Origin of the sequence: Sphingopyxis macrogoltabida (assembly GCF_001307295.1) — a bacterium.
Taxonomy (GTDB): Bacteria; Pseudomonadota; Alphaproteobacteria; order Sphingomonadales; family Sphingomonadaceae; genus Sphingopyxis; species Sphingopyxis macrogoltabida_B.
The window spans coordinates 3,469,378-3,487,197 of record NZ_CP012700.1; the positions used below are offsets into that span (position 1 = coordinate 3,469,378).

At 64.8% G+C, this 17,820-nt stretch carries 18 protein-coding genes; 2 read left to right on the top strand and 16 right to left on the bottom strand.

Features of this window, described 5'->3' with window-relative positions; translation table 11 throughout:
- Positions 1 to 149: 149 nt before the first annotated feature.
- Both AN936_RS16145 and AN936_RS16150 read right to left on the bottom strand, forming a co-directional pair.
- A complete protein-coding gene (locus tag AN936_RS16145) occupies positions 150 to 1,589 on the bottom strand; it encodes an aldehyde dehydrogenase family protein (protein ID WP_054589005.1) in 1,440 nt (479 codons plus the stop codon).
- A gap of 91 nt (positions 1,590 to 1,680) precedes the next feature.
- A complete protein-coding gene (locus AN936_RS16150) occupies positions 1,681 to 2,979 on the bottom strand; it encodes a M20/M25/M40 family metallo-hydrolase (RefSeq protein ID WP_054590349.1) in 1,299 nt (432 codons plus the stop codon).
- Positions 2,980 to 3,150: 171 nt separating this feature from the next.
- Between AN936_RS16150 and AN936_RS16155 the strand changes: the two genes are divergently transcribed.
- Both AN936_RS16155 and AN936_RS16160 read left to right on the top strand, forming a co-directional pair.
- Positions 3,151 to 3,363, top strand: coding sequence for a helix-turn-helix transcriptional regulator (locus tag AN936_RS16155; RefSeq protein WP_054589006.1), 213 nt, complete (start codon positions 3,151 to 3,153; stop codon positions 3,361 to 3,363).
- On the top strand, positions 3,360 to 4,019 hold the full coding sequence (locus AN936_RS16160) for a hypothetical protein (protein ID WP_149037691.1): 660 nt from the start codon (positions 3,360 to 3,362) through the stop codon (positions 4,017 to 4,019). The genes AN936_RS16155 and AN936_RS16160 overlap by 4 nt, the downstream gene beginning before the upstream one ends.
- Before the next feature lie 68 nt (positions 4,020 to 4,087).
- Here the strand turns inward: AN936_RS16160 and glnA are convergent, their stop codons facing one another.
- The 14 genes from glnA to AN936_RS16230 form a co-directional block, all read right to left on the bottom strand.
- Positions 4,088 to 5,500 carry a type I glutamate--ammonia ligase gene (gene glnA / locus AN936_RS16165; protein ID WP_054589008.1) on the bottom strand — a complete coding sequence of 471 codons (1,413 nt, stop codon included), beginning with the start codon at positions 5,498 to 5,500 and terminating at the stop codon, positions 4,088 to 4,090.
- A 71-nt stretch (positions 5,501 to 5,571) separates the two neighbouring features.
- Complete coding sequence (locus tag AN936_RS16170) at positions 5,572 to 5,910, bottom strand: P-II family nitrogen regulator (RefSeq protein ID WP_037518110.1); 339 nt, start codon at positions 5,908 to 5,910, stop codon at positions 5,572 to 5,574.
- A 228-nt stretch (positions 5,911 to 6,138) separates the two neighbouring features.
- Complete coding sequence (locus AN936_RS16175; RefSeq protein ID WP_054589009.1) at positions 6,139 to 8,325, bottom strand: PQQ-dependent dehydrogenase, methanol/ethanol family; 2,187 nt, start codon at positions 8,323 to 8,325, stop codon at positions 6,139 to 6,141.
- A gap of 208 nt (positions 8,326 to 8,533) precedes the next feature.
- Complete coding sequence (gene map, locus AN936_RS16180) at positions 8,534 to 9,373, bottom strand: type I methionyl aminopeptidase (RefSeq protein ID WP_054589010.1); 840 nt, start codon at positions 9,371 to 9,373, stop codon at positions 8,534 to 8,536.
- Between the two features lie 164 nt (positions 9,374 to 9,537).
- Positions 9,538 to 11,877, bottom strand: coding sequence for an ATP-dependent Clp protease ATP-binding subunit ClpA (clpA, locus tag AN936_RS16185; RefSeq protein ID WP_054589011.1), 2,340 nt, complete (start codon positions 11,875 to 11,877; stop codon positions 9,538 to 9,540).
- A 273-nt stretch (positions 11,878 to 12,150) separates the two neighbouring features.
- Positions 12,151 to 12,768: a hypothetical protein gene (locus AN936_RS16190; protein WP_054589012.1), complete on the bottom strand. Its 618-nt coding sequence runs from the start codon at positions 12,766 to 12,768 to the stop codon at positions 12,151 to 12,153.
- A 2-nt stretch (positions 12,769 to 12,770) separates the two neighbouring features.
- Complete coding sequence (locus AN936_RS16195; protein WP_234715603.1) at positions 12,771 to 13,388, bottom strand: DUF2238 domain-containing protein; 618 nt, start codon at positions 13,386 to 13,388, stop codon at positions 12,771 to 12,773.
- Positions 13,385 to 14,164: a dimethylarginine dimethylaminohydrolase family protein gene (locus AN936_RS16200; RefSeq protein ID WP_054589014.1), complete on the bottom strand. Its 780-nt coding sequence runs from the start codon at positions 14,162 to 14,164 to the stop codon at positions 13,385 to 13,387. Before AN936_RS16200 ends, AN936_RS16195 begins: the two co-directional genes overlap by 4 nt.
- 61 nt (positions 14,165 to 14,225) lie before the next feature.
- A complete protein-coding gene (locus AN936_RS16205; RefSeq protein WP_054589015.1) occupies positions 14,226 to 15,251 on the bottom strand; it encodes an aspartate-semialdehyde dehydrogenase in 1,026 nt (341 codons plus the stop codon).
- 47 nt (positions 15,252 to 15,298) lie between these two features.
- A complete protein-coding gene (locus AN936_RS16210) occupies positions 15,299 to 15,922 on the bottom strand; it encodes a DUF1287 domain-containing protein (protein WP_201782923.1) in 624 nt (207 codons plus the stop codon).
- A 94-nt stretch (positions 15,923 to 16,016) separates the two neighbouring features.
- A complete protein-coding gene (rplS, locus tag AN936_RS16215; protein ID WP_054589016.1) occupies positions 16,017 to 16,394 on the bottom strand; it encodes a 50S ribosomal protein L19 in 378 nt (125 codons plus the stop codon).
- A gap of 5 nt (positions 16,395 to 16,399) precedes the next feature.
- Positions 16,400 to 17,137 (bottom strand): tRNA (guanosine(37)-N1)-methyltransferase TrmD, encoded by a 738-nt coding sequence (gene trmD / locus AN936_RS16220; protein WP_054589017.1) that lies wholly within the window; start codon positions 17,135 to 17,137, stop codon positions 16,400 to 16,402.
- A complete protein-coding gene (locus AN936_RS16225) occupies positions 17,134 to 17,514 on the bottom strand; it encodes a type II toxin-antitoxin system VapC family toxin (RefSeq protein WP_084758442.1) in 381 nt (126 codons plus the stop codon). Before AN936_RS16225 ends, trmD begins: the two co-directional genes overlap by 4 nt.
- Entirely contained in the window at positions 17,511 to 17,798 is a 288-nt protein-coding gene (locus AN936_RS16230) for an AbrB/MazE/SpoVT family DNA-binding domain-containing protein (protein WP_054590352.1), read from the bottom strand. Before AN936_RS16230 ends, AN936_RS16225 begins: the two co-directional genes overlap by 4 nt.
- Between the last annotated feature and the right edge of the window lie 22 nt (positions 17,799 to 17,820).

A 17,820-nucleotide genomic window follows, 5' to 3' on the forward strand; every position in this document is an offset into this window, starting at 1 on the left:
GCGCTTAGCTGGGCGACGCACAAAGAAAAACCCCTCCCGTTTACGGGAGGGGCAGCGAGACTTGCGAGCTTGCTCGCTAGTCGCAGTGGGGAGGGTTCGTGGCGCCACAGGCCCTCCCCCGACCCCTCCCGCAAGCGGGAGGGGAGATATTACACCGGAATACCGCTGATCGCCTTCACTTCCATGAAGTCCTTGAGGCCGAACAGGCCGCCTTCGCGGCCGTTGCCCGACGCCTTGTAGCCGCCGAACGGCGCGCCCGGGCCGGGGCCCCAGGCGTTGACCGCGACCATGCCGGCCCGCAGTTTCGGGGCGACGTCTGCCGCCTTCGCCGGGTCGCCCGAGATCACCGCCGACAGGCCATATTCGGTGTCGTTGGCGATATCGACCGCCTGGTCGAGGCTGTCATAGGCCATCACCGTCGCGACGGGACCGAAGATTTCCTCCTTGGCGATCCGCATGTCGGGGGTGACGCCCGAGAAGACGGTCGGCTTGATATAATAGCCGCGGTTGACGTTCGAGGGCAGGCCGGTGCCGCCGGTTTCGAGCGTCGCGCCTTCGTCGATCGCCGACTGGATCAGGCCCTGGATCTTGTCGAACTGCGCCTTGTTGACGACGGGGCCGATATGCGCGCCCTCCGCCTGCGGGTCGCCGACGCTCGTCCCGTCGAACATCGCCTTGATCACGCCGACCGCCGCCTGTGCCTCGTCCTTCTGGACGAGGATGCGCGTCGGGGCGATGCAGCTCTGGCCGGTGTTGACGAGCACGCCCGACACCGTCGGCGGCAGCACCGCGGCCAGATCGGCGCCCGGCAGGACGATGTTCGGCGACTTGCCGCCGAGTTCCTGATGGACGCGCTTGACGGTGTCGGCGGCGGCCTTGGCGACGAGGATGCCGGCGCGGGTCGAGCCGGTGAAGCTCACCATCTCGATCCCCGGGTGCGACGAGATCGCATTGCCGACGGTCGGACCGTCGCCCTGGACGAGGTTGAAGACGCCCGCGGGAACGCCCGCCGCTTCGAGGATTTCGGCGAAGATCACGGCATTGCCCGGGCATTCTTCGGAAGGCTTCAGCACCATCGTATTGCCGCCGGCGAGCGCCGGAGCGACCTTCAATGCGATCTGGTTGAGCGGCCAGTTCCACGGCGTGATCATGCCGACGACGCCGATCGGCTCGTAAACGACCTTGTTCGCGCCATGCTGTTCGGTGAACTGGAAATCCTTGAGCGCGGCAATGGTGCCGAGGAAGCCACCGATGCCGGCGCCGACCTGCGCCGTGCCCGCGAAGCTGACCGGGGCGCCCATTTCGCTCGCCATCGATTTGGCGAGATCGGCGCCGCGCTTCTTATATTCCTCGACGATGCGGTTCAGCAGGTCGAGCCGTTCCTCGCGCGTCGTCTGCGAGAAGGTCTTGAAGGCCTCTTTCGCGGCCGCGACGGCATCGTCGACATCGGCCGCGGTGCCGAGCACGACGGTCGACGCCGCCTCCTCGGTCGCGGGATTGATGACGTCGTGGAGCTTGCCGCCCTTGCTGTCGACCCAGCGGCCGCCGATGTAATTTTGTTTCAGGTGTGTTTCGGTATCGCTCATCATCTGTCTCCCATCGGCGTGAAATTACGTCTTGGATTGCTACCTAGTCGCTTCGGCAAATGAATCAAGCCGAGCGAAATTGAAAATTATATGATCATCGAATTTCGGTAGCGAGCCGCGACATCAGGATCGCGGCTCGCGTCGCCTGCCGCGCGATGCTCGGGATATCGACGGCTTCGCCGGGCGCATGGTCGCCGGTCGAATAGGGCCCGAGCCCCGCAAGCCCATCGACGTCGGCGGCGACGAAGCTGATGTCGCCGGCGCCGCGCTTGAGCGGATCGAGCGGCGCCATTTCGGCGAGGCCGAGGTCGCGGTTGACGGTGTTAAGCTTCGCCAGCAGCGCGCGATTGCCGTCGGTCGGCGCCATCGACGGATAACCGCCGGGGTCGAAACCGATCTTGGCATCGGTACCCGGGGCGTGGTCGGCGACGATCGCCGCCATCTTCGCTTTGACCCGTTCGATCTGTTCGGGCGACAGCGCGCGCAGGTCACCGCGCGCGATCGCGATCGGCGCGATGATGTTGGTCTTGCCATTCGCGGTGGCGCGAATGCCCCCCGCATCGAGCGTCGCTTCCTGTCCGCCCGCGATCAGCCCGACGTTGAAGGTCAGGTTGGGCTCGGGCAATTCGGTGCGGAAGCGATGGATGATGCGCGTGAGTTCATAGATCGCACCGTCGCCCGCCGCGGCGCTGAAAATGCCCGAACTATGCGCGCTCTTGCCGGTCGCGGTAACGGTCCAGCTATCCGACGAGCGGCGCGCGATCGAGCCCATGTCGGCGCCATTATCGCGCACGAGCCCTTCGAAATCGAGCGCAACGTCGCTACGCCGGCCAGCCGCGACCAGATCGGCGCGCGCCTTTTCGATCGGCAGGCCCGCATCCTCTTCGTCGCCGGTCATGTGAAATTCGATATTGGCGCCTTTCAGCGTCCCCGCGGCGTACATCGCGCGCAGCGCGGCGACGACGACGACCATCCCGCCCTTGTCGTCGCCCGCACCCGGCCCCTCTCCCATATCGCCCTTGCGGACGAATTTCTGGAACGGCGAGTCGGGTTCGAAGACCGTGTCGAGATGCGCGATCAGCAGCAGGCGCTTGCCTTCCGGCTTGCCGGTGTGCGTCGCGATCAGGTGGCCGGCGCGGCCGGTATCGGTCATCGGTTTCCATGTCACCGTGAAACCGAGCGGTTCGAGTTCGGCGCGCATCATCTGCCCGACCTTTTCGACGCCCGCGAGATTCTGCGAGCCGCTGTTCTGGTTGACCAGTTTTTCGAGCAGCGCGAGGCTGCGGTCCTGTTCGGCGGCGACCGTCTTTGCCATCTTCGCCTCAGCGGGGCTCAGCTTCGCCTGCACCGGCGCAACGAAGGCGAACGAAGCGGCAAGGACGGCGAGCGGCATGAATTTCATCGGGGGGAGACTCCTGTAGGCGATCCCTTTGTGGCCCGGCGCTGCCGCCGGAGCAAGCGGGCAACCGCCATGCGTTCAAGGCAAGCCGCGCACCTGTAAAGAGTGTTTGACAGGCGAAGCCGGAGCGATGTAAAGAACTCTTTACAGGCGAAGGAATGGCGGGTGGAAAATCGGGTGCGCGAGTTTCGGGAAGGCGCCGGGTGGAGCCAGGGCGAACTGGCGCGCCGCCTCGGCGTCTCCCGGCAGACGATCAATGCGGTCGAGACCGACAAATACGACCCCAGCCTGCCGCTGGCGCTGCGCATGGCCGGGCTGTTCGGGCTCGAGGTGCGCGAGTTGTTTATTGACCATTGGGTAGCGGAGACATGGACATGACGACACAGGCAACCCCGGCTGCATCGTGGCGCAAATTGGCTCTGCAAGCGGGCGCCGGCGCGGTCGCTGGCGGCGGCGGCATGCTGGTCGCGATGGAACTGATCGCGGGGCAGTCGGGCGTTCACTGGCAAGCGTCGCAGATCGTCTTGGCCGGCGTCGGCTTTATCTATTTCCTGATGGGCGCGTTCGTCGGCGTGGGCGTTCTCGCGCCCCGATTGCTCGGGCAACGAATGCTCAATTTCGCCGATGCCGAGGAAATCGTCGAGGAACGGCGGAGCATGGCGGGTAGTTCGCTGACCTGTGTCGCGGTCGGCGCGGCGCTGTTCCTGCTCGCCTATGCGACGGTCGACGGCGCTGCTGGACCTGTAACGGCGGCGGCGGCGTTCTGGATTTTGGTGGCACTGCTGGTGGCGGGCACCGCCGTGTCTATCCTCATGTGGCGAAGCCTCGACGAGCTTTGGCGGCAGCTGACGCTCGATGCTTCGGCAATCGCGGGCAATATCCTGATTGCGATGTGCGTCGTCTGGGGCGGCGGCGCGGCTGCGGGGCTGGTGGCAGGGCCGCACCCGCTCGACCTCATCTCGGCGACGTTCGGAGTATTCCTGCTGGCGAGCTTTGTCGCCGCGGGGCGCCGCGGAATGATGGGGCCGCCCTGATCCCGAAAAGAAAAGGGGCGCCCGGTTCCCCCCGAACCGGACGCCCCCCCTACAAAGCCCCCCAAAGGTCAGGCGCTGTAGTACATGTCGAATTCGACCGGGCTCGGGGTCTGTTCGAAGCGATAGACTTCGCTCCACTTGAGCTCGACATAGGCTTCGATCTGGTCCTTGCTGAACACGTCGCCCTTGAGCAGGAAGTCATGGTCAGCCATCAGGCTGTCGAGCGCTTCGCGCAAGCTGCCGCAGACGGTCGGGACTTCGCTCAGTTCCTCGGGCGGCAGGTCGTAAAGATTCTTGTCCATCGCGTCGCCGGGGTGGATCTTATTCTGGATGCCGTCGAGGCCCGCCATCAGCAACGCCGAATAGCAGAGATAGGGGTTGGCCATCGCGTCGGGGAAGCGGAACTCGACGCGCTTAGCCTTGGCGCCCGCACCATAAGGGATACGGCACGAGGCCGAACGGTTGCGCGACGAATAGGCGAGCAGCACCGGCGCTTCGAAGCCCGGGACGAGGCGCTTGTAGCTGTTCGTCGTCGGGTTGGTGAAGGCGTTCAAGGCCTTCGCGTGCTTGATGACGCCGCCGATGAAATAGAGGCACATGTCCGAAAGGCCGGCATAGCCATTGCCCGCGAAGAGCGGCTTGCCCTTTTCCCAGATCGAGATGTGGGTGTGCATGCCGCTGCCGTTGTCGTCCTTGATCGGCTTCGGCATGAAGGTTGCGGTCTTGCCGTAAGCGTGCGCGACCTGGTGCACGACATATTTGTAGATCTGCATGCGGTCGGCGGTTTCGGTGAGCGTGCCGAAGGTCAGGCCCAGCTCGTGCTGCGCGGCGGCGACTTCGTGGTGATGCTTGTCGCACGGCAGGCCGAGTTCGAGCATCGTCGAGACCATTTCGGCGCGGATATCGACGGCGCTGTCGACCGGCGCGACGGGGAAATAGCCGCCCTTGGCGCGCGGACGATGGCCGAGGTTGCCGCCCTCATAGCTGCGACCGGTGTTGGTCGGCAGTTCGATATCGTCGATCTCGAAGCCCGACTTGTTGTAGCCGGTTTCGAAACGGACGTCGTCGAACATGAAGAATTCGGCTTCGGGGCCGACATAGACGGTGTCGCCGATACCGGTCGAGGCGACATAGGCCTCGGCGCGCTTCGCCGTGGTGCGCGGGTCGCGCGAATAGCCTTCGCCGGTCGACGGTTCGACGATGTCGCAGAAGATGACGAGCATCGGGGTGGCCGAGAAGGGATCGTCATAGACCGCGTCGAGGTCGGGCTTGAGGATCATGTCGCTCTCGTTGATCGCCTTCCAGCCTTCGATCGAAGAGCCGTCGAACATCAGCCCGTCTTCGAGTTCATCCTCGCCGAGGACCGAGGCGACCATCGTCAGGTGCTGCCACTTGCCCTTGGGGTCGGTGAAACGCAGGTCGACCCACTCGATGTCGTTTTCCTTGATCCGCGCGATGATATCCTTGGGCTTCGTAGCCATGGTCTATGCTTCCTTCTTGCGAAATGGTCCGGCGTACCGGGGATGGTTGAGGTCTGGAAAAGTGCGAAAGATTAAAGCGCATCCTCGTTGCGTTCGCCGGTGCGGATGCGCAGCGCCGTTTCGACCGGGATGACGAAGATCTTCCCGTCGCCGATGCGGCCGGTCTGCGCCGCCGCAGCGATCGCCTCCACGACGCGTTCGGCCATCGAATCCTCGACGATGACCTCGAGCTTTACCTTGGGCAGGAAGTCGACGACATATTCGGCACCGCGGTACAATTCGGTGTGACCCTTTTGCCGGCCGAAGCCCTTTGCCTCGGTGACGGTGATCCCGCTGACGCCCACTTCGTGCAGCGCTTCCTTTACTTCGTCGAGCTTGAACGGCTTGATGATCGCCTCAATCTTCTTCACGCTTCATCCCCCTTTGGGCCTTCCTCCGCCGCTCGCAGTCAAAGCCGGACCAGGCGGGCCTGATCCGGTCTTCACCCGTGAGTCGCTGCGGTGTCCCGCCATCTTGCACCAATCAAGAGCCGTGCCAATTCCCGAATCGCGGGGTTTCGCCATGAATTTTGAAGGCGCATTGCGCCGCTGCCCAAGGGGTAGGCAGCGGCGTCAATCCGGTGCACATTTTTTGTGCAATCAGCGCCCGACGGGGGCCGAAGCGTCGGGCAGATTGGCCTTGGTCCAGTTCGACCGGTCGATGACATAGGCGCGGATAGCCTCGGCATCGGCTGGGGTCAGCACGCGCGCGAAGCTGACCATGCCGCGATCCTTGAGCGCGCCGTCGAGGATCACGCCCCTCCACGCATCGGCGTTGGCGAGCGTACCCGAGACGCGGAGGTCGGGGGTGAAGCCGTTGCCGATCGCGCTGTCGCCGTGGCAGACCTGACAATAGCGCCCGAAATGCGCCTTGCCCGCCGCGATCTGTTCAGAGGTACCAATCTTCGCCGGCGGATTCCACGCGAGCGTCGTCGTCGCCGGCGGGGCGGGGAATTTCACCGCGCCGCCGATCTTGAGCACGACTAGGCGCGGCAGGTTGGGCAGCTTGCGCGTGACGCCGCCCGCGATCCCGGCGACGAGCGGGAAGGCGCCGCCCTTTCCGGTCTGGAACGCGATATATTGCACCCCGCCGACGCGGAAGGTCGAGGGCGCGCTGACGATCCCCGACTGCATGTCGAGGTCGAGCAATTGCTTGCCGGTGTCGGCGGCATAGGCACGGAAGCGGCCGGTGCTGGTGCCCTGAAAGACGAGATTACCCGCGGTGGTCATCGTGCCGCCGTTCCACGCGGCGGGATAGTCGACGCCCCACGCGACCTTGCCGGTGCGCGGGTCGAAGGCGACGAGCCGGCCGGTCGTCGCTGCGACCGCCGCCTTGAACGCCGCCTTGTCGTCGGGGAGCATCGTCTTGTTGAGCGAAGTGCCGACGTTGAAGCCGAGCACCTTCCTTTTGTCGAGTTCGTCCATGTCGGCGAGATAGCCCTGCGGAATCTGCTGTGCGGGGATATAGACGAGGCCCGTTGCGGGATTGTAGCTCATCGGGTGCCAGTTGTGCGCGCCGAGCGCCCCGGGCACCGCGATGAACGGCTTGCCGGTCTTGTAGAAGCGCGCCTCGGGATTCTCGATCGGGCGGCCGGTCTCCATGTCGTAGCCGGTCGCCCAGTTGATCCCGTCGACGAAAGGCTTGGCATCGATCAGTTTGCCGCTCGTACGGTCGATCGTGAAGAAGAAGCCGTTCTTCGGCGCGTGGTACAGCACCTTGGTCGGCGTGCCGTTTACCGCCTGCTCGGCGAGGATGATCGGCTGGGTCGCGGTATAGTCCCACGTCTCGCCGGGGGTTTCCTGATAATGCCATTTATATTTGCCGGTCGTGGCATCCAAAGCCACGACCGAGGAGAGGAACCAGTTATCGCCCTCTCCGTTCGAGCGCGTGCCGTGGTTCCATGGATTGCCGTTGCCGACACCGAGATAGATCTGGTCGAGATCCTTGTCGTAGACGATCGCGTCCCAGACAGTGCCGCCGCCGCCCGAGGTTTGCCACTCGCCGGTGTCGGACCATGTCGCATTGGCCTTCGACGCGAAGATGTCGTCGCTGGCCGCGCCGTCCTTGGCTTTGGTCGGGTTCGGCGCGGTGTAGAAGCGCCAGCGTAGCTTGCCGGTGTCGGCGTCATAAGCGGTGACATAGCCGCGCACGCCGAACTCGGCGCCGCCATTGCCGATCAGCACCATGTCCTTCACGACGCGCGGCGCGCCGGTGATCGTATAGGGCTTCGAGGTGTCGAAGGTCTGCGTCGACCACAGCTCCTTGCCGGTCTTCTTGTCGAGCGCGATCAGGCGGCCGTCGAGCGTGCCGACGAACAGCTTGTCGCCCCATACCGCAACGCCGCGGTTGACCACGTCGCAGCAGGCGCTGACCGCGCGCTCACCGGGAACCTTGGGATCGAAAGACCAGAGCTTCTTGCCGGTCGCGGCATCCCACGCGTCGACCTTCGACCAGGCGTGGCTGACATAGAGGATGCCATCGACGACGACCGGCGTCGCCTCCTGCCCGCGCGCATCTTCGAGGTCGGCGTACCACGCGATGCCCAGCTCGCCGACATTCTTGTCGTTGATATCGGTGAGCGGGCTGAAGCGCTGTTCGTCGTAGCTGTAGCCGATGCCGGCCCAGTTATCGCCGTTACCGCCGGTCTTGAGCAGGGCCTCACTGGCCTTTTCCGTCTCGTCGAGCGATCCGCCCCCCGAGACACTGTCGTTCTTCGATGCGTTGCACGAAGCCAATACCAGTGCCGCGCAGCCCAGCAGCGCGGCCGAAAAGACCTTTTTTGCCATCCCATGCTCTCCCTACGCCTATGCTTGACGTTAACGTCAAGACTGCGCGCGAAGGCGCATGGGCGCAAGCGGGAAATTGGGGGGTGAGAAAGGGGGTTCCATAGCATTCGTCACCCCGGACTTAATCCGGGGCCCACGAAGGCCAGCACCGTCGGGAAGCCATGGATCCCGGATCAAGTCCGGGATGACGAAATCAAACGGACGCCGGTCAGGCCCACGGCGGCGCGTTCAGGCCCGTCGGGCTGGCGGTGAAAATCTCGCAGCCGGTTTCGGTGATCCCGATGCTATGCTCGAACTGCGCCGAGAGACTGCGGTCGCGCGTCACCGCGGTCCAGCCGTCAGCGAGCATCTTCACGGCATATTTGCCGGTGTTGATCATCGGCTCGATGGTGAAGAACATGCCGGGACGAAGCTCGGGGCCGGTGCCGGGGCGGCCGGCGTGGACCACTTCAGGGGCGTCGTGGAACATCTGGCCGAGCCCGTGGCCGCAAAAGTCGCGGACGACCGAATAGCGATGCTTTTCGGCGTGCGTCTGGATCGCATGCGCGACGTCGCCCATGCGGTTGCCGGGCTTCGCCTGCTCGATGCCGAGCATCAGGCATTCATAGGTGACCTCGACGAGCCGCTTCGCCTTGATCGGCACGTCGCCGACCAGATACATGCGGCTGGTGTCGCCGTGCCAGCCGTCGATGATGCTGGTGACGTCGATATTGACGATATCGCCTTCGCGCAGCGGCTTGTCGTCGGGAATCCCATGACAAACGACATGGTTGATGCTGGTGCAGCAGCTATGCGTGAAACCGCGATAGCCGAGCGTCGCCGGAATGCCGCCGCCATCGAGCATCATCGTGCGGACGAGGTCGTCGATCGCGGTGGTGGTGACGCCCGGCTGGACGAACGGGACAAGCGCGTCGAGGATTTCGGCCGACAGCCGCCCCGCCTTGCGCATCCCGGCAAAGCCCGCCGCGTCGTGCAGCTTGATCGTGCCGTCGCGGACGCGGGCCGGCGCCGACGTATCGTCGGCGGTTACGGAGACATAGTCGTACATACCGATGATATAGTCGCTGGGGGCTCAAAAAGCGAGGGGCGGCAAATGAAAGCCCTTCCCGCTTGCGGGAGGGGTTTGGGGCGCTACGGCCCTCCCCGCTGCAACTAGCGGGCAAGCCCGCAAGTCTCGCTGCCCCTCCCGCAAGCGGGAGGGGAGCTTTTGTCTTAATCCGCAGCCTTCTCTGCCTTACTGCCCTTCGCCTTGCCCTTGCCGGCCTTGGGCGCAGCGGGGGTGATTTCGAAGGCGAGCGGATTGCCGACATGGGCGTCCTCGCCGGTCTTCATCTTCACCTTGACCTCGCCGCCATGGACCAGCTTGCCGAAGAGCAGTTCCTCGGCGAGCGGCTGCTTGATCTTTTCCTGGATCAGGCGGCCCATCGGACGCGCGCCATAGAGCTTGTCATAGCCCTTGCCGGTCAGCCATTCGCGCGCCGCATCGTCGAGCTGGATGTGGACGTTGCGATCGGCGAGCTGCAGTTCGAGTTCGAGGATGAACTTGTCGACGACGCGCGCGACCACTTCGGGCGGCAGATAACCGAAAGGCACGATCGCATCGAGGCGGTTGCGGAATTCGGGAGTGAACATGCGCTTCACCGCTTCTTCCTGCACATCCTCGCGCGTCGAGACGCCGAAGCCGATCGACTCGCGCGCCATGTCGCTGGCGCCCGCATTGGTCGTCATGATCAGGATGACGTTGCGGAAGTCGACCGTCTTGCCGTGGTGGTCGGTCAGGCGGCCGTTGTCCATGACCTGGAGCAGGATGTTGAACAGGTCGGGATGCGCCTTTTCGATCTCGTCGAGCAGCAGCACGCAATGCGGGTTCTGGTCGATCGCATCGGTGAGCAGCCCGCCCTGATCATAACCGACATAACCCGGGGGCGCACCGATCAGGCGGCTGACCGAATGACGCTCCATATATTCGGACATGTCGAAGCGCTGAAGCGGGATGCCCATGATCGACGCGAGCTGCTTCGCGACCTCGGTCTTGCCGACGCCGGTCGGGCCTGAGAAGAGATAGTTGCCGATCGGCTTTTCGGGATCGCGCAGGCCCGCACGGCTGAGCTTGATTGCCGACGACAGCACCTCGATCGCGGTGTTCTGGCCGAAGACGACGCGCTTGAGGTCGGTTTCGAGGCTGGCGAGCGTCGCCTTGTCGTCGGTCGACACCGACTTGGGCGGGATGCGCGCCATCGTCGCGATCACGGCCTCGATCTCCTTGGCGGTGATCGTCTTCTTGCGCTTCGACGGAGCGACCAGCATCTGCATCGCGCCGACCTCGTCGATCACGTCGATCGCCTTGTCGGGCAGCTTGCGGTCATTGATGTAGCGCGCCGACAGGTCGACCGCGGCGTTGATCGCGTCCTGCGTGTAGCGCACCTGATGATGCGCCTCGAACGCGCTGCGCAGCCCGGCGAGGATTTTCTTGGTATCCTCGAGCGTGGGCTCGACCACGTCGATCTTCTGGAAGCGGCGCAGCAGCGCGCGATCCTTTTCGAAGTGATTGCGGAACTCCTTGTACGTCGTCGAACCGATGCAGCGGATCACGCCGCCCGACAGCGCGGGCTTCAAGAGGTTCGACGCATCCATCGCGCCGCCGCTGGTCGCGCCGGCGCCGATCACCGTGTGTATCTCGTCGATGAACAGGATCGCGTGCGGCAGGCCTTCGAGCTCGGTCACGACCTGTTTCAGCCGTTCCTCGAAATCGCCGCGGTAGCGCGTGCCGGCGAGCAAAGCGCCCATGTCGAGCGAGTAGATGACCGCGGGCAGCAGCACCTCGGGCACGTCGCCTTCGATGATCTTGCGCGCGAGGCCCTCGGCGATCGCGGTCTTGCCGACGCCGGGATCGCCGACATAGAGCGGGTTGTTCTTGCTGCGGCGGCAGAGGATCTGGATCGTGCGATCAACCTCGGCACTGCGGCCGATCAGCGGGTCGACCTTGCCGCCCTTCGCTTTCTCGTTGAGGTTGACGGTGAACTGGTCGAGCGCGGTTTCCTTCTTGTTCTTGCCTTCGCTCTTGTCCTTCGCCTCTTCCTTTTCCTCGGGCTCGGCCTGCGGCGAGGGCTTGCCGCCCTTGCCGACGCCGTGGCTGAGATAGGACACCGCGTCGAGGCGGGTCAGATCCTGCTGCTGGAGGAAATAGACGGCATAGGATTCGCGTTCGGAGAAGAGTGCGACGAGGACGTTGGCGCCCGTCACTTCATCCTTGCCCGACGACTGGACGTGCAGGATCGCGCGCTGGACGACGCGCTGGAAGCCCGACGTGGGCGACGGGTCGCTGTGCCCCTCGACCTTCAGGCTGTCGAGTTCGGTGTCGAGATAGTGGACGACCGCCGATTGCAGGTCGTCGAGCGCGACGCCGCAGGCGCGCATCACTTCGGCGGCATGGTCGTCGTCGATCAGCGCGTAGAGCAGATGCTCGAGCGTCGCATATTCGTGGTGACGCTCGGACGCGGCCTTCAGCGCATTGTGCAGGGTCTTTTCGAGGCTTTCCGAAAAGGACGGCATGGGCTTATCTCCTTGGGGACAAGCCGGGGAGAGGCCCGCCCGCTACACACAAGGTGGCGATGCCGCCGCCCCGCCGCAAGGGAAAAGCGGAGGCGGATGTGAAATTACGATGACAGGCCTTGCATTATGGTTAACGGCCCGTTGAGGATTTGGGGTGAGCGGTCCATACCTGATCCCCGGCGAAAGCCGGGGCCCATGGCTGCCAAGACTGCGTACCCTCTTGGGCCCCGGCTTTCGCCGGGGATCACGAGCAATCGGTCGTCAGCGACCAGCTCAGCGGAAGAAGCAGTTCGTTCCCGCAAACAAGGCGTCGATCTTCGCCGCATCGCCGGGTTCGGCGAACATGCCGCCGATGACATTGTCGCCGGTACCGATGCTGAATTCCTCGCCGAGCGTGCTGTCCTCGAGGTCGACGATCGCCACCGACTCCTTCGCCTTGGCGCGCGTCGTGCCGATGCCGATCCCGCTCATCGTCGAATAGGAAGCAGCGCCATTTTCGTTGCCGAGGAACCAGCCGACGAACTTGCCGCCCTGAAAATTGAGCGTCATCGCGTCGTAGCGGGTGAACTCCATCGTCCCCGCGCCGCATTCCTCGTTCGTGCTGCGGTCGTCTTCCTTGCCCGCGACGTTGGCGAGCGCGGTTTCGGCCTGCCCGCGCGGGACGCCGAAAGCGAGCAGGCTCGCCTTGCCGGTCGCCTTGTCGATGAAGCGCAGGCCTTCGCCGTCGAGGCTAACCGCGAGCGTCGCCGCGGCGGGGCCGTCGGCCTTGGCTTCGGGCACCGCGGGGGCGGTCGGCACCGCCTTGTCGTCGCCATCGGCCACGGGCTTGTCGGCGGCCGGCTTGCATGCGGCAAGCGCCGCGAGGATGGTGAGAGCCGCCAGTTTCCGCATGATTATCTCCTGCCTGCGTGCACGAACGGCAAGACCATTACCGCACCGAGGGTCGCGAGCGCCATATCCTTTTGCGCGTCCCAGATATCGCCCTGCTGCCCATTGTAGCGATCGGCGGTCTCGCCCGCCGCGACGATGGTGAGCAGCCATTCGAAGATTTCATAGAGGCACGAGATTGCGAGCACCCAGCCGAGCACGGCAAGCACCGCGCCGCGCGCGCCGAGGCCGCCCCAGCGGCCCGCGACTTCGGCTACCGGCACCACCGACAGCGCGCCAAAGGCGAAATGGACAAGCCGGTCGTAATGGTTGCGCGTCCAGCCGAAGGCGTCGGACAGGCTCGCCCCGGTCAGCGCGCGCAGCCAATCGTCGTAGGGCACATTGCTGTAGGCATAGCGTCCGCCGAGCGTGTGGAACGCCATGAAGACCACGATACAGGCGACCGACGCGGTCGACAGTGGCCAGCGGCGGAGCAGCCACGGTGAAGCGACGATGAGCAGCATCGTCGGGATATGCTGGAGCAGCGCGATCTCGGGATAGGGCTGGTCGATCTGCGCGAGGAGCAGCAGCACAAGGAGCGCGCCGATCAGGCGGCGCTGCGCGGGCGGGGGCGCGGCGATCACCAGCGCAGCGACATGCAACTGAGCCCGGCGTCGATATGCGCGATCTGGTCGGTCGGCAGCGGCCGGACTTCGAGGCCGCGCGCGGCCAGCAGCGCGTGCGTCGCCGACCAGCGGTCGCCGACGAGCACGGTGTCGCGGACGCGCAGGATGTTGGCGGCGGGCTCTTCGCCCGGCGGGGTCAGGATGACCTCCAGCCCGTCGAACTCGGGACAAGCGGCGAGCGCCGGAACGGCGAGGATCGTCCGTTCGTCGATCAGGCCGCAGCCGGTCTTGAAGTGGAGGACGCCGGGCGGCGTTTCGGCGATCACGGCGCGGTAGCCGAGTTCGGCCAACAAGCCGGCGAGTTCTTCCGCCCCGGCACGGTCGGTGCGCGCCGAAAGGCCGATGATCACCCGATCGACAAGGCGCAGGATGTCACCGCCATCGGCAAAACCGGGGCCGCTCATTGCCAGCAGGCGCTTGTGGCGGGCGGCGAGCGGCGCGCGGATATGGCCGACTTCGCCCGCCCGGCTCGGCGCGCCCGGGCGCAGAAGGATCGCGCCCTCGGGAAAGGTCAGCGCGACATCTTCGGTGAACAAAGCGTCGGGGAAATCGTCGAGCGGGTCGAGGACGTCGACCGCGAGGCCGAGGTCGCGCAATGTCGCGACATAGGCCTCATGTTCGGCGAGGAGGCCGTAGAAGTCGGGATCGGGGCCGCCATCGGCGCGGATGCCCTTGACGGCGGAGCGCGCAGGGGCGCGGCAGAGGGCGCGGGTGAAGGCATAGGCGCTGGTCATCCCCCCATCCCTACCCGTTCGCACCCCGAAGTCGAGATGCGAACGGGGAGAGGTTTCGGGCTCAGCCCTTCTTCAGGTGCCGGCGGCCGAGCAGTTCGGCGATCTGCACCGCGTTCAGCGCCGCGCCCTTGCGGAGGTTGTCGCTGACGCACCAGAGGTTGAGGCCGTTTTCGACCGTCGGGTCTTCGCGAACGCGCGACACGAAGGTCGCGAAATCGCCGACGCATTCGACGGGGGTGATGTAGCCGCCGTCCTCGCGCTTGTCGTGGAGCACGACGCCCGGCGCCTCACGCAGGATGCGCTGTGCGTCCTCGGCCGACAGTTCGTCCTCCATCTCGATGTTGATCGCTTCCGAATGGCCGACGAAGACGGGGACGCGGACGCAGGTTGCGGTGACCTTGATCTTCGGATCGAGGATCTTCTTCGTTTCGACGACCATCTTCCACTCTTCCTTCGTCGAACCGTCGTCGAGGAATTTGTCGATGTGCGGGATGACGTTGAAGGCGATCTGCTTGGTGAACTTCTGCACGTCCTTTTCGTCGCCGACAAAGATCTGGCGCGTCTGGTTCCACAGCTCGTCCATGCCCGCCTTGCCCGCGCCCGACACCGACTGATAGGTCGAGACGACGACGCGCTTGATCGTCGCCGCGTCATGCAGCGGCTTCAGCGCGACGACCATCTGCGCGGTCGAGCAATTCGGGTTCGCGATGATGTTGCGCTTCGTATAGCCGTCGATCGCGTCGGGGTTCACCTCGGGCACGATCAGCGGCACGTCGGGGTCCATGCGGTAGAGCGAAGAGTTGTCGATCACGACGCAGCCGGCGGCCGCGGCCTTGGGCGCGTGGATCGCGGTCGCGTCGCTGCCGATCGCGAAAATCGCCATGTCCCAGCCCGTCCAGTCGAAATTCTCGATATTCTGGCATTTGACGGTCTTGCCGGTGTCGCCGATCTCGATCTCGTCGCCCTGGCTGCGCGACGAGGCGACCGCCGCCAGTTCGTCGTAGGGAAATTCGCGCTCGGCGAGAATGGCGAGCACTTCGCGCCCGACATTGCCCGTGGCCCCGGCGACAACGATACGATAACCCATTTACTCACTCCTCAAGGCAAGAAACTCAGGTGGAAATTTGCGGTAGTTCAGACTTTCCAGCGAAAATGGCCGGTCAATGGATGGTCGAAGAGCGCGTCTTCCTCGCGCGCCCCGCGGCCGATATTATGGATGATCAGCGGGCGGCCCGCTGCGCTAGTTCGGTCCGAGACGATCCCGGTGTGCGGAAAGCGGCCGCCGGTCATCGCGGTGAAGATGTCGCCCGGCCGCCAGTCGGCGGGATCGCTGGACACCGGGAGCCGGGCGCGCTGGCGCGTAAAATAGGTCGCTAGGTTCGGCACCCGGCGGTGATCGATATTGCGGTCGGGACGCCGCAGCCCCCAGTTTTTCGGATAGGCCGAAAAGGCGCTGCGCATGTCGGCGTTGACCAGCGCCTGCAGATCGACACCCAGCGCGTCGCGATAGGCGCGGATCAGGACGTCGGTGCACACGCCCTTGACCCGCGCGACATCGCCGCCCGGAAAAGCGAGCACCGTATAGGCGGGATCATAGGTCAGCGTGACGCCGACCTGCTTGCGCGCCGCCGCGACGAGCCGCTGCGCGGGGGTTGCCGCCGTCGCGCTGCCCGGCCAGCCCGCCGCCATGCCAAGCGCCAGCGCCGCGCCGATGAAGGCGCGCCGCGATGGCTGAACGGTGATGGACGGCTGGTTCAATTTCGCGTTGCCCAAATGAAAACGACCGGCTCTGCCTGTTGGCGGAACCGGTCGTTTTGGAAAGCTGTTTCGGCTTTTGGTGGAGAAGTTCTCCTTAGCCTTCGCCGGCTTCCGACCGGTATTCGCGGCGCTCCGCAATACGTGCCGATTTACCAGTGCGCCCGCGCAGATAGTAAAGTTTCGCACGACGGACAGCGCCCTTGCGGACGACGGTAATCGAATCGATGTTGGGCGAGTAGAGCGGGAAGACGCGCTCGACACCCTCGCCGAACGACATTTTGCGCACGGTGAAGTTGGAGCCCATGCCCTTGTTCGATCGTGCGATGCACACGCCTTCGAAATTCTGGACGCGGGTGCGTTCGCCTTCGACCACCTTCACGCCGACCTTCAGCGTGTCGCCGGGGCGGAATTCGGGGATCGTCTTGCCGGCCTTGGCAATTTCTTCGGCTTCGATCGTCTGGATGAGGTTCATGTCCTCTAGTCCTTTTCTTTTCGCCGCGCGCCAGAGGCAGGTCGGGCCCGAGCGCCCTCATGGCGCTCCCAAAGGTCCGGCCTGCGTAACCGTGTGTGATCTTCCGCCTGTTGTTTCCGCCAGGCCGCGATCTTCGCATGATCCCCCGATCGCAGCACTTCGGGGATCGTGCGCCCTTCCCATGTAACGGGCCGGGTATAGTGCGGATATTCGAGCAAACCGTTTTCGAACGATTCGTCGTCCCCGCTTGAAGCCGCGCCCATTACGCCGGGAAGCAGCCGAATGCAAGCGTCGAGCAGCAGCAGCGCCCCCATCTCCCCGCCCGACAAGATGATGTCGCCCATCGACACCTCTTCGATGACGCGCGCCTCGAAAATCCGTTCGTCGAATCCCTCGAAGCGGCCGCAGAGGATGATCGCGCCCGGCCCTGCCGCCAGCCGGCGCACGCGCGCCTGCGTGATCGGGGTACCGCGCGGGGTCATCGCGAGGAGCGGCAGGCCCGGATGCGCCGCCACGGCGTGGTCGATTGCCGCCGCCAGCACATCGGCCTTCAGCACCATCCCGGCGCCGCCGCCCGCCGGCGTGTCGTCGACGGTGCGATGCCTATCGGTCGCGAAATCGCGGATCTGTACCGGCGCGCAGTTCCACGTCCCGCTTTCGAGCGCCCGCCCCGCCATGCTGTGCCCCAGCGGACCGGGAAACATGTCGGGATAGAGGGTCAGCGGGACGGCAGTAAAGGTCATGGCAGCGTCCAATTCTCGACCTTCAGGCCCGGCACGTCGGCGAAGTCGGCGTCATTGTTGGTGATGATCGTTGCGCCGATGCTGAGCGCGTGCGCCGCGAGCAACCGATCAAAGCGAGCCCGTTTGAAGGGCAGCCGCGCATATTCGCGCGCTGCCGCTTCGTCGAATGGGAGCAGCGGGATGGCTGCGACGAAAGCCTCCAGCACCTCGGGCGCTGGCGGCTTGCCATTTTCGGTTCCCAGAGCGACTTCCGCGAAACTGACAGCCGAGATGGCGACATCACCCGGCGCGCGAGCGGTAAGCCGATCGCGCAACGGCTCGTAGCGCGCGGTCATCGCGTAGACCGCGCAATCAGCATCGATCAAATAGCGCGTCACCCTTTCTTTTCCGCCCTCGCTGCCTCAGCGGCTTTGCGCGCGGCGATCGTGCTTGGGCGTTCTTCGAAGTCTTCGCGCGGCGCAAGTTTCAGGCCCGGCGCCTTGCCCCAAAAGCCGCTGACGTCGATCTTCGCCTTGGGCTTGTCGACGGGTTCGAAACGAAACTCGCCGCGTTCCTCGCGGACGATCATCTCGGTTCCTTCCTCGATTCCGAGCGCCTTGGGCAAGCGCAGCGCGAGCGAATTGCCCGATTTGAAAACTTTGGCGCGATATTCTTTCGTCATGAGGAACTCCGTATATACATCA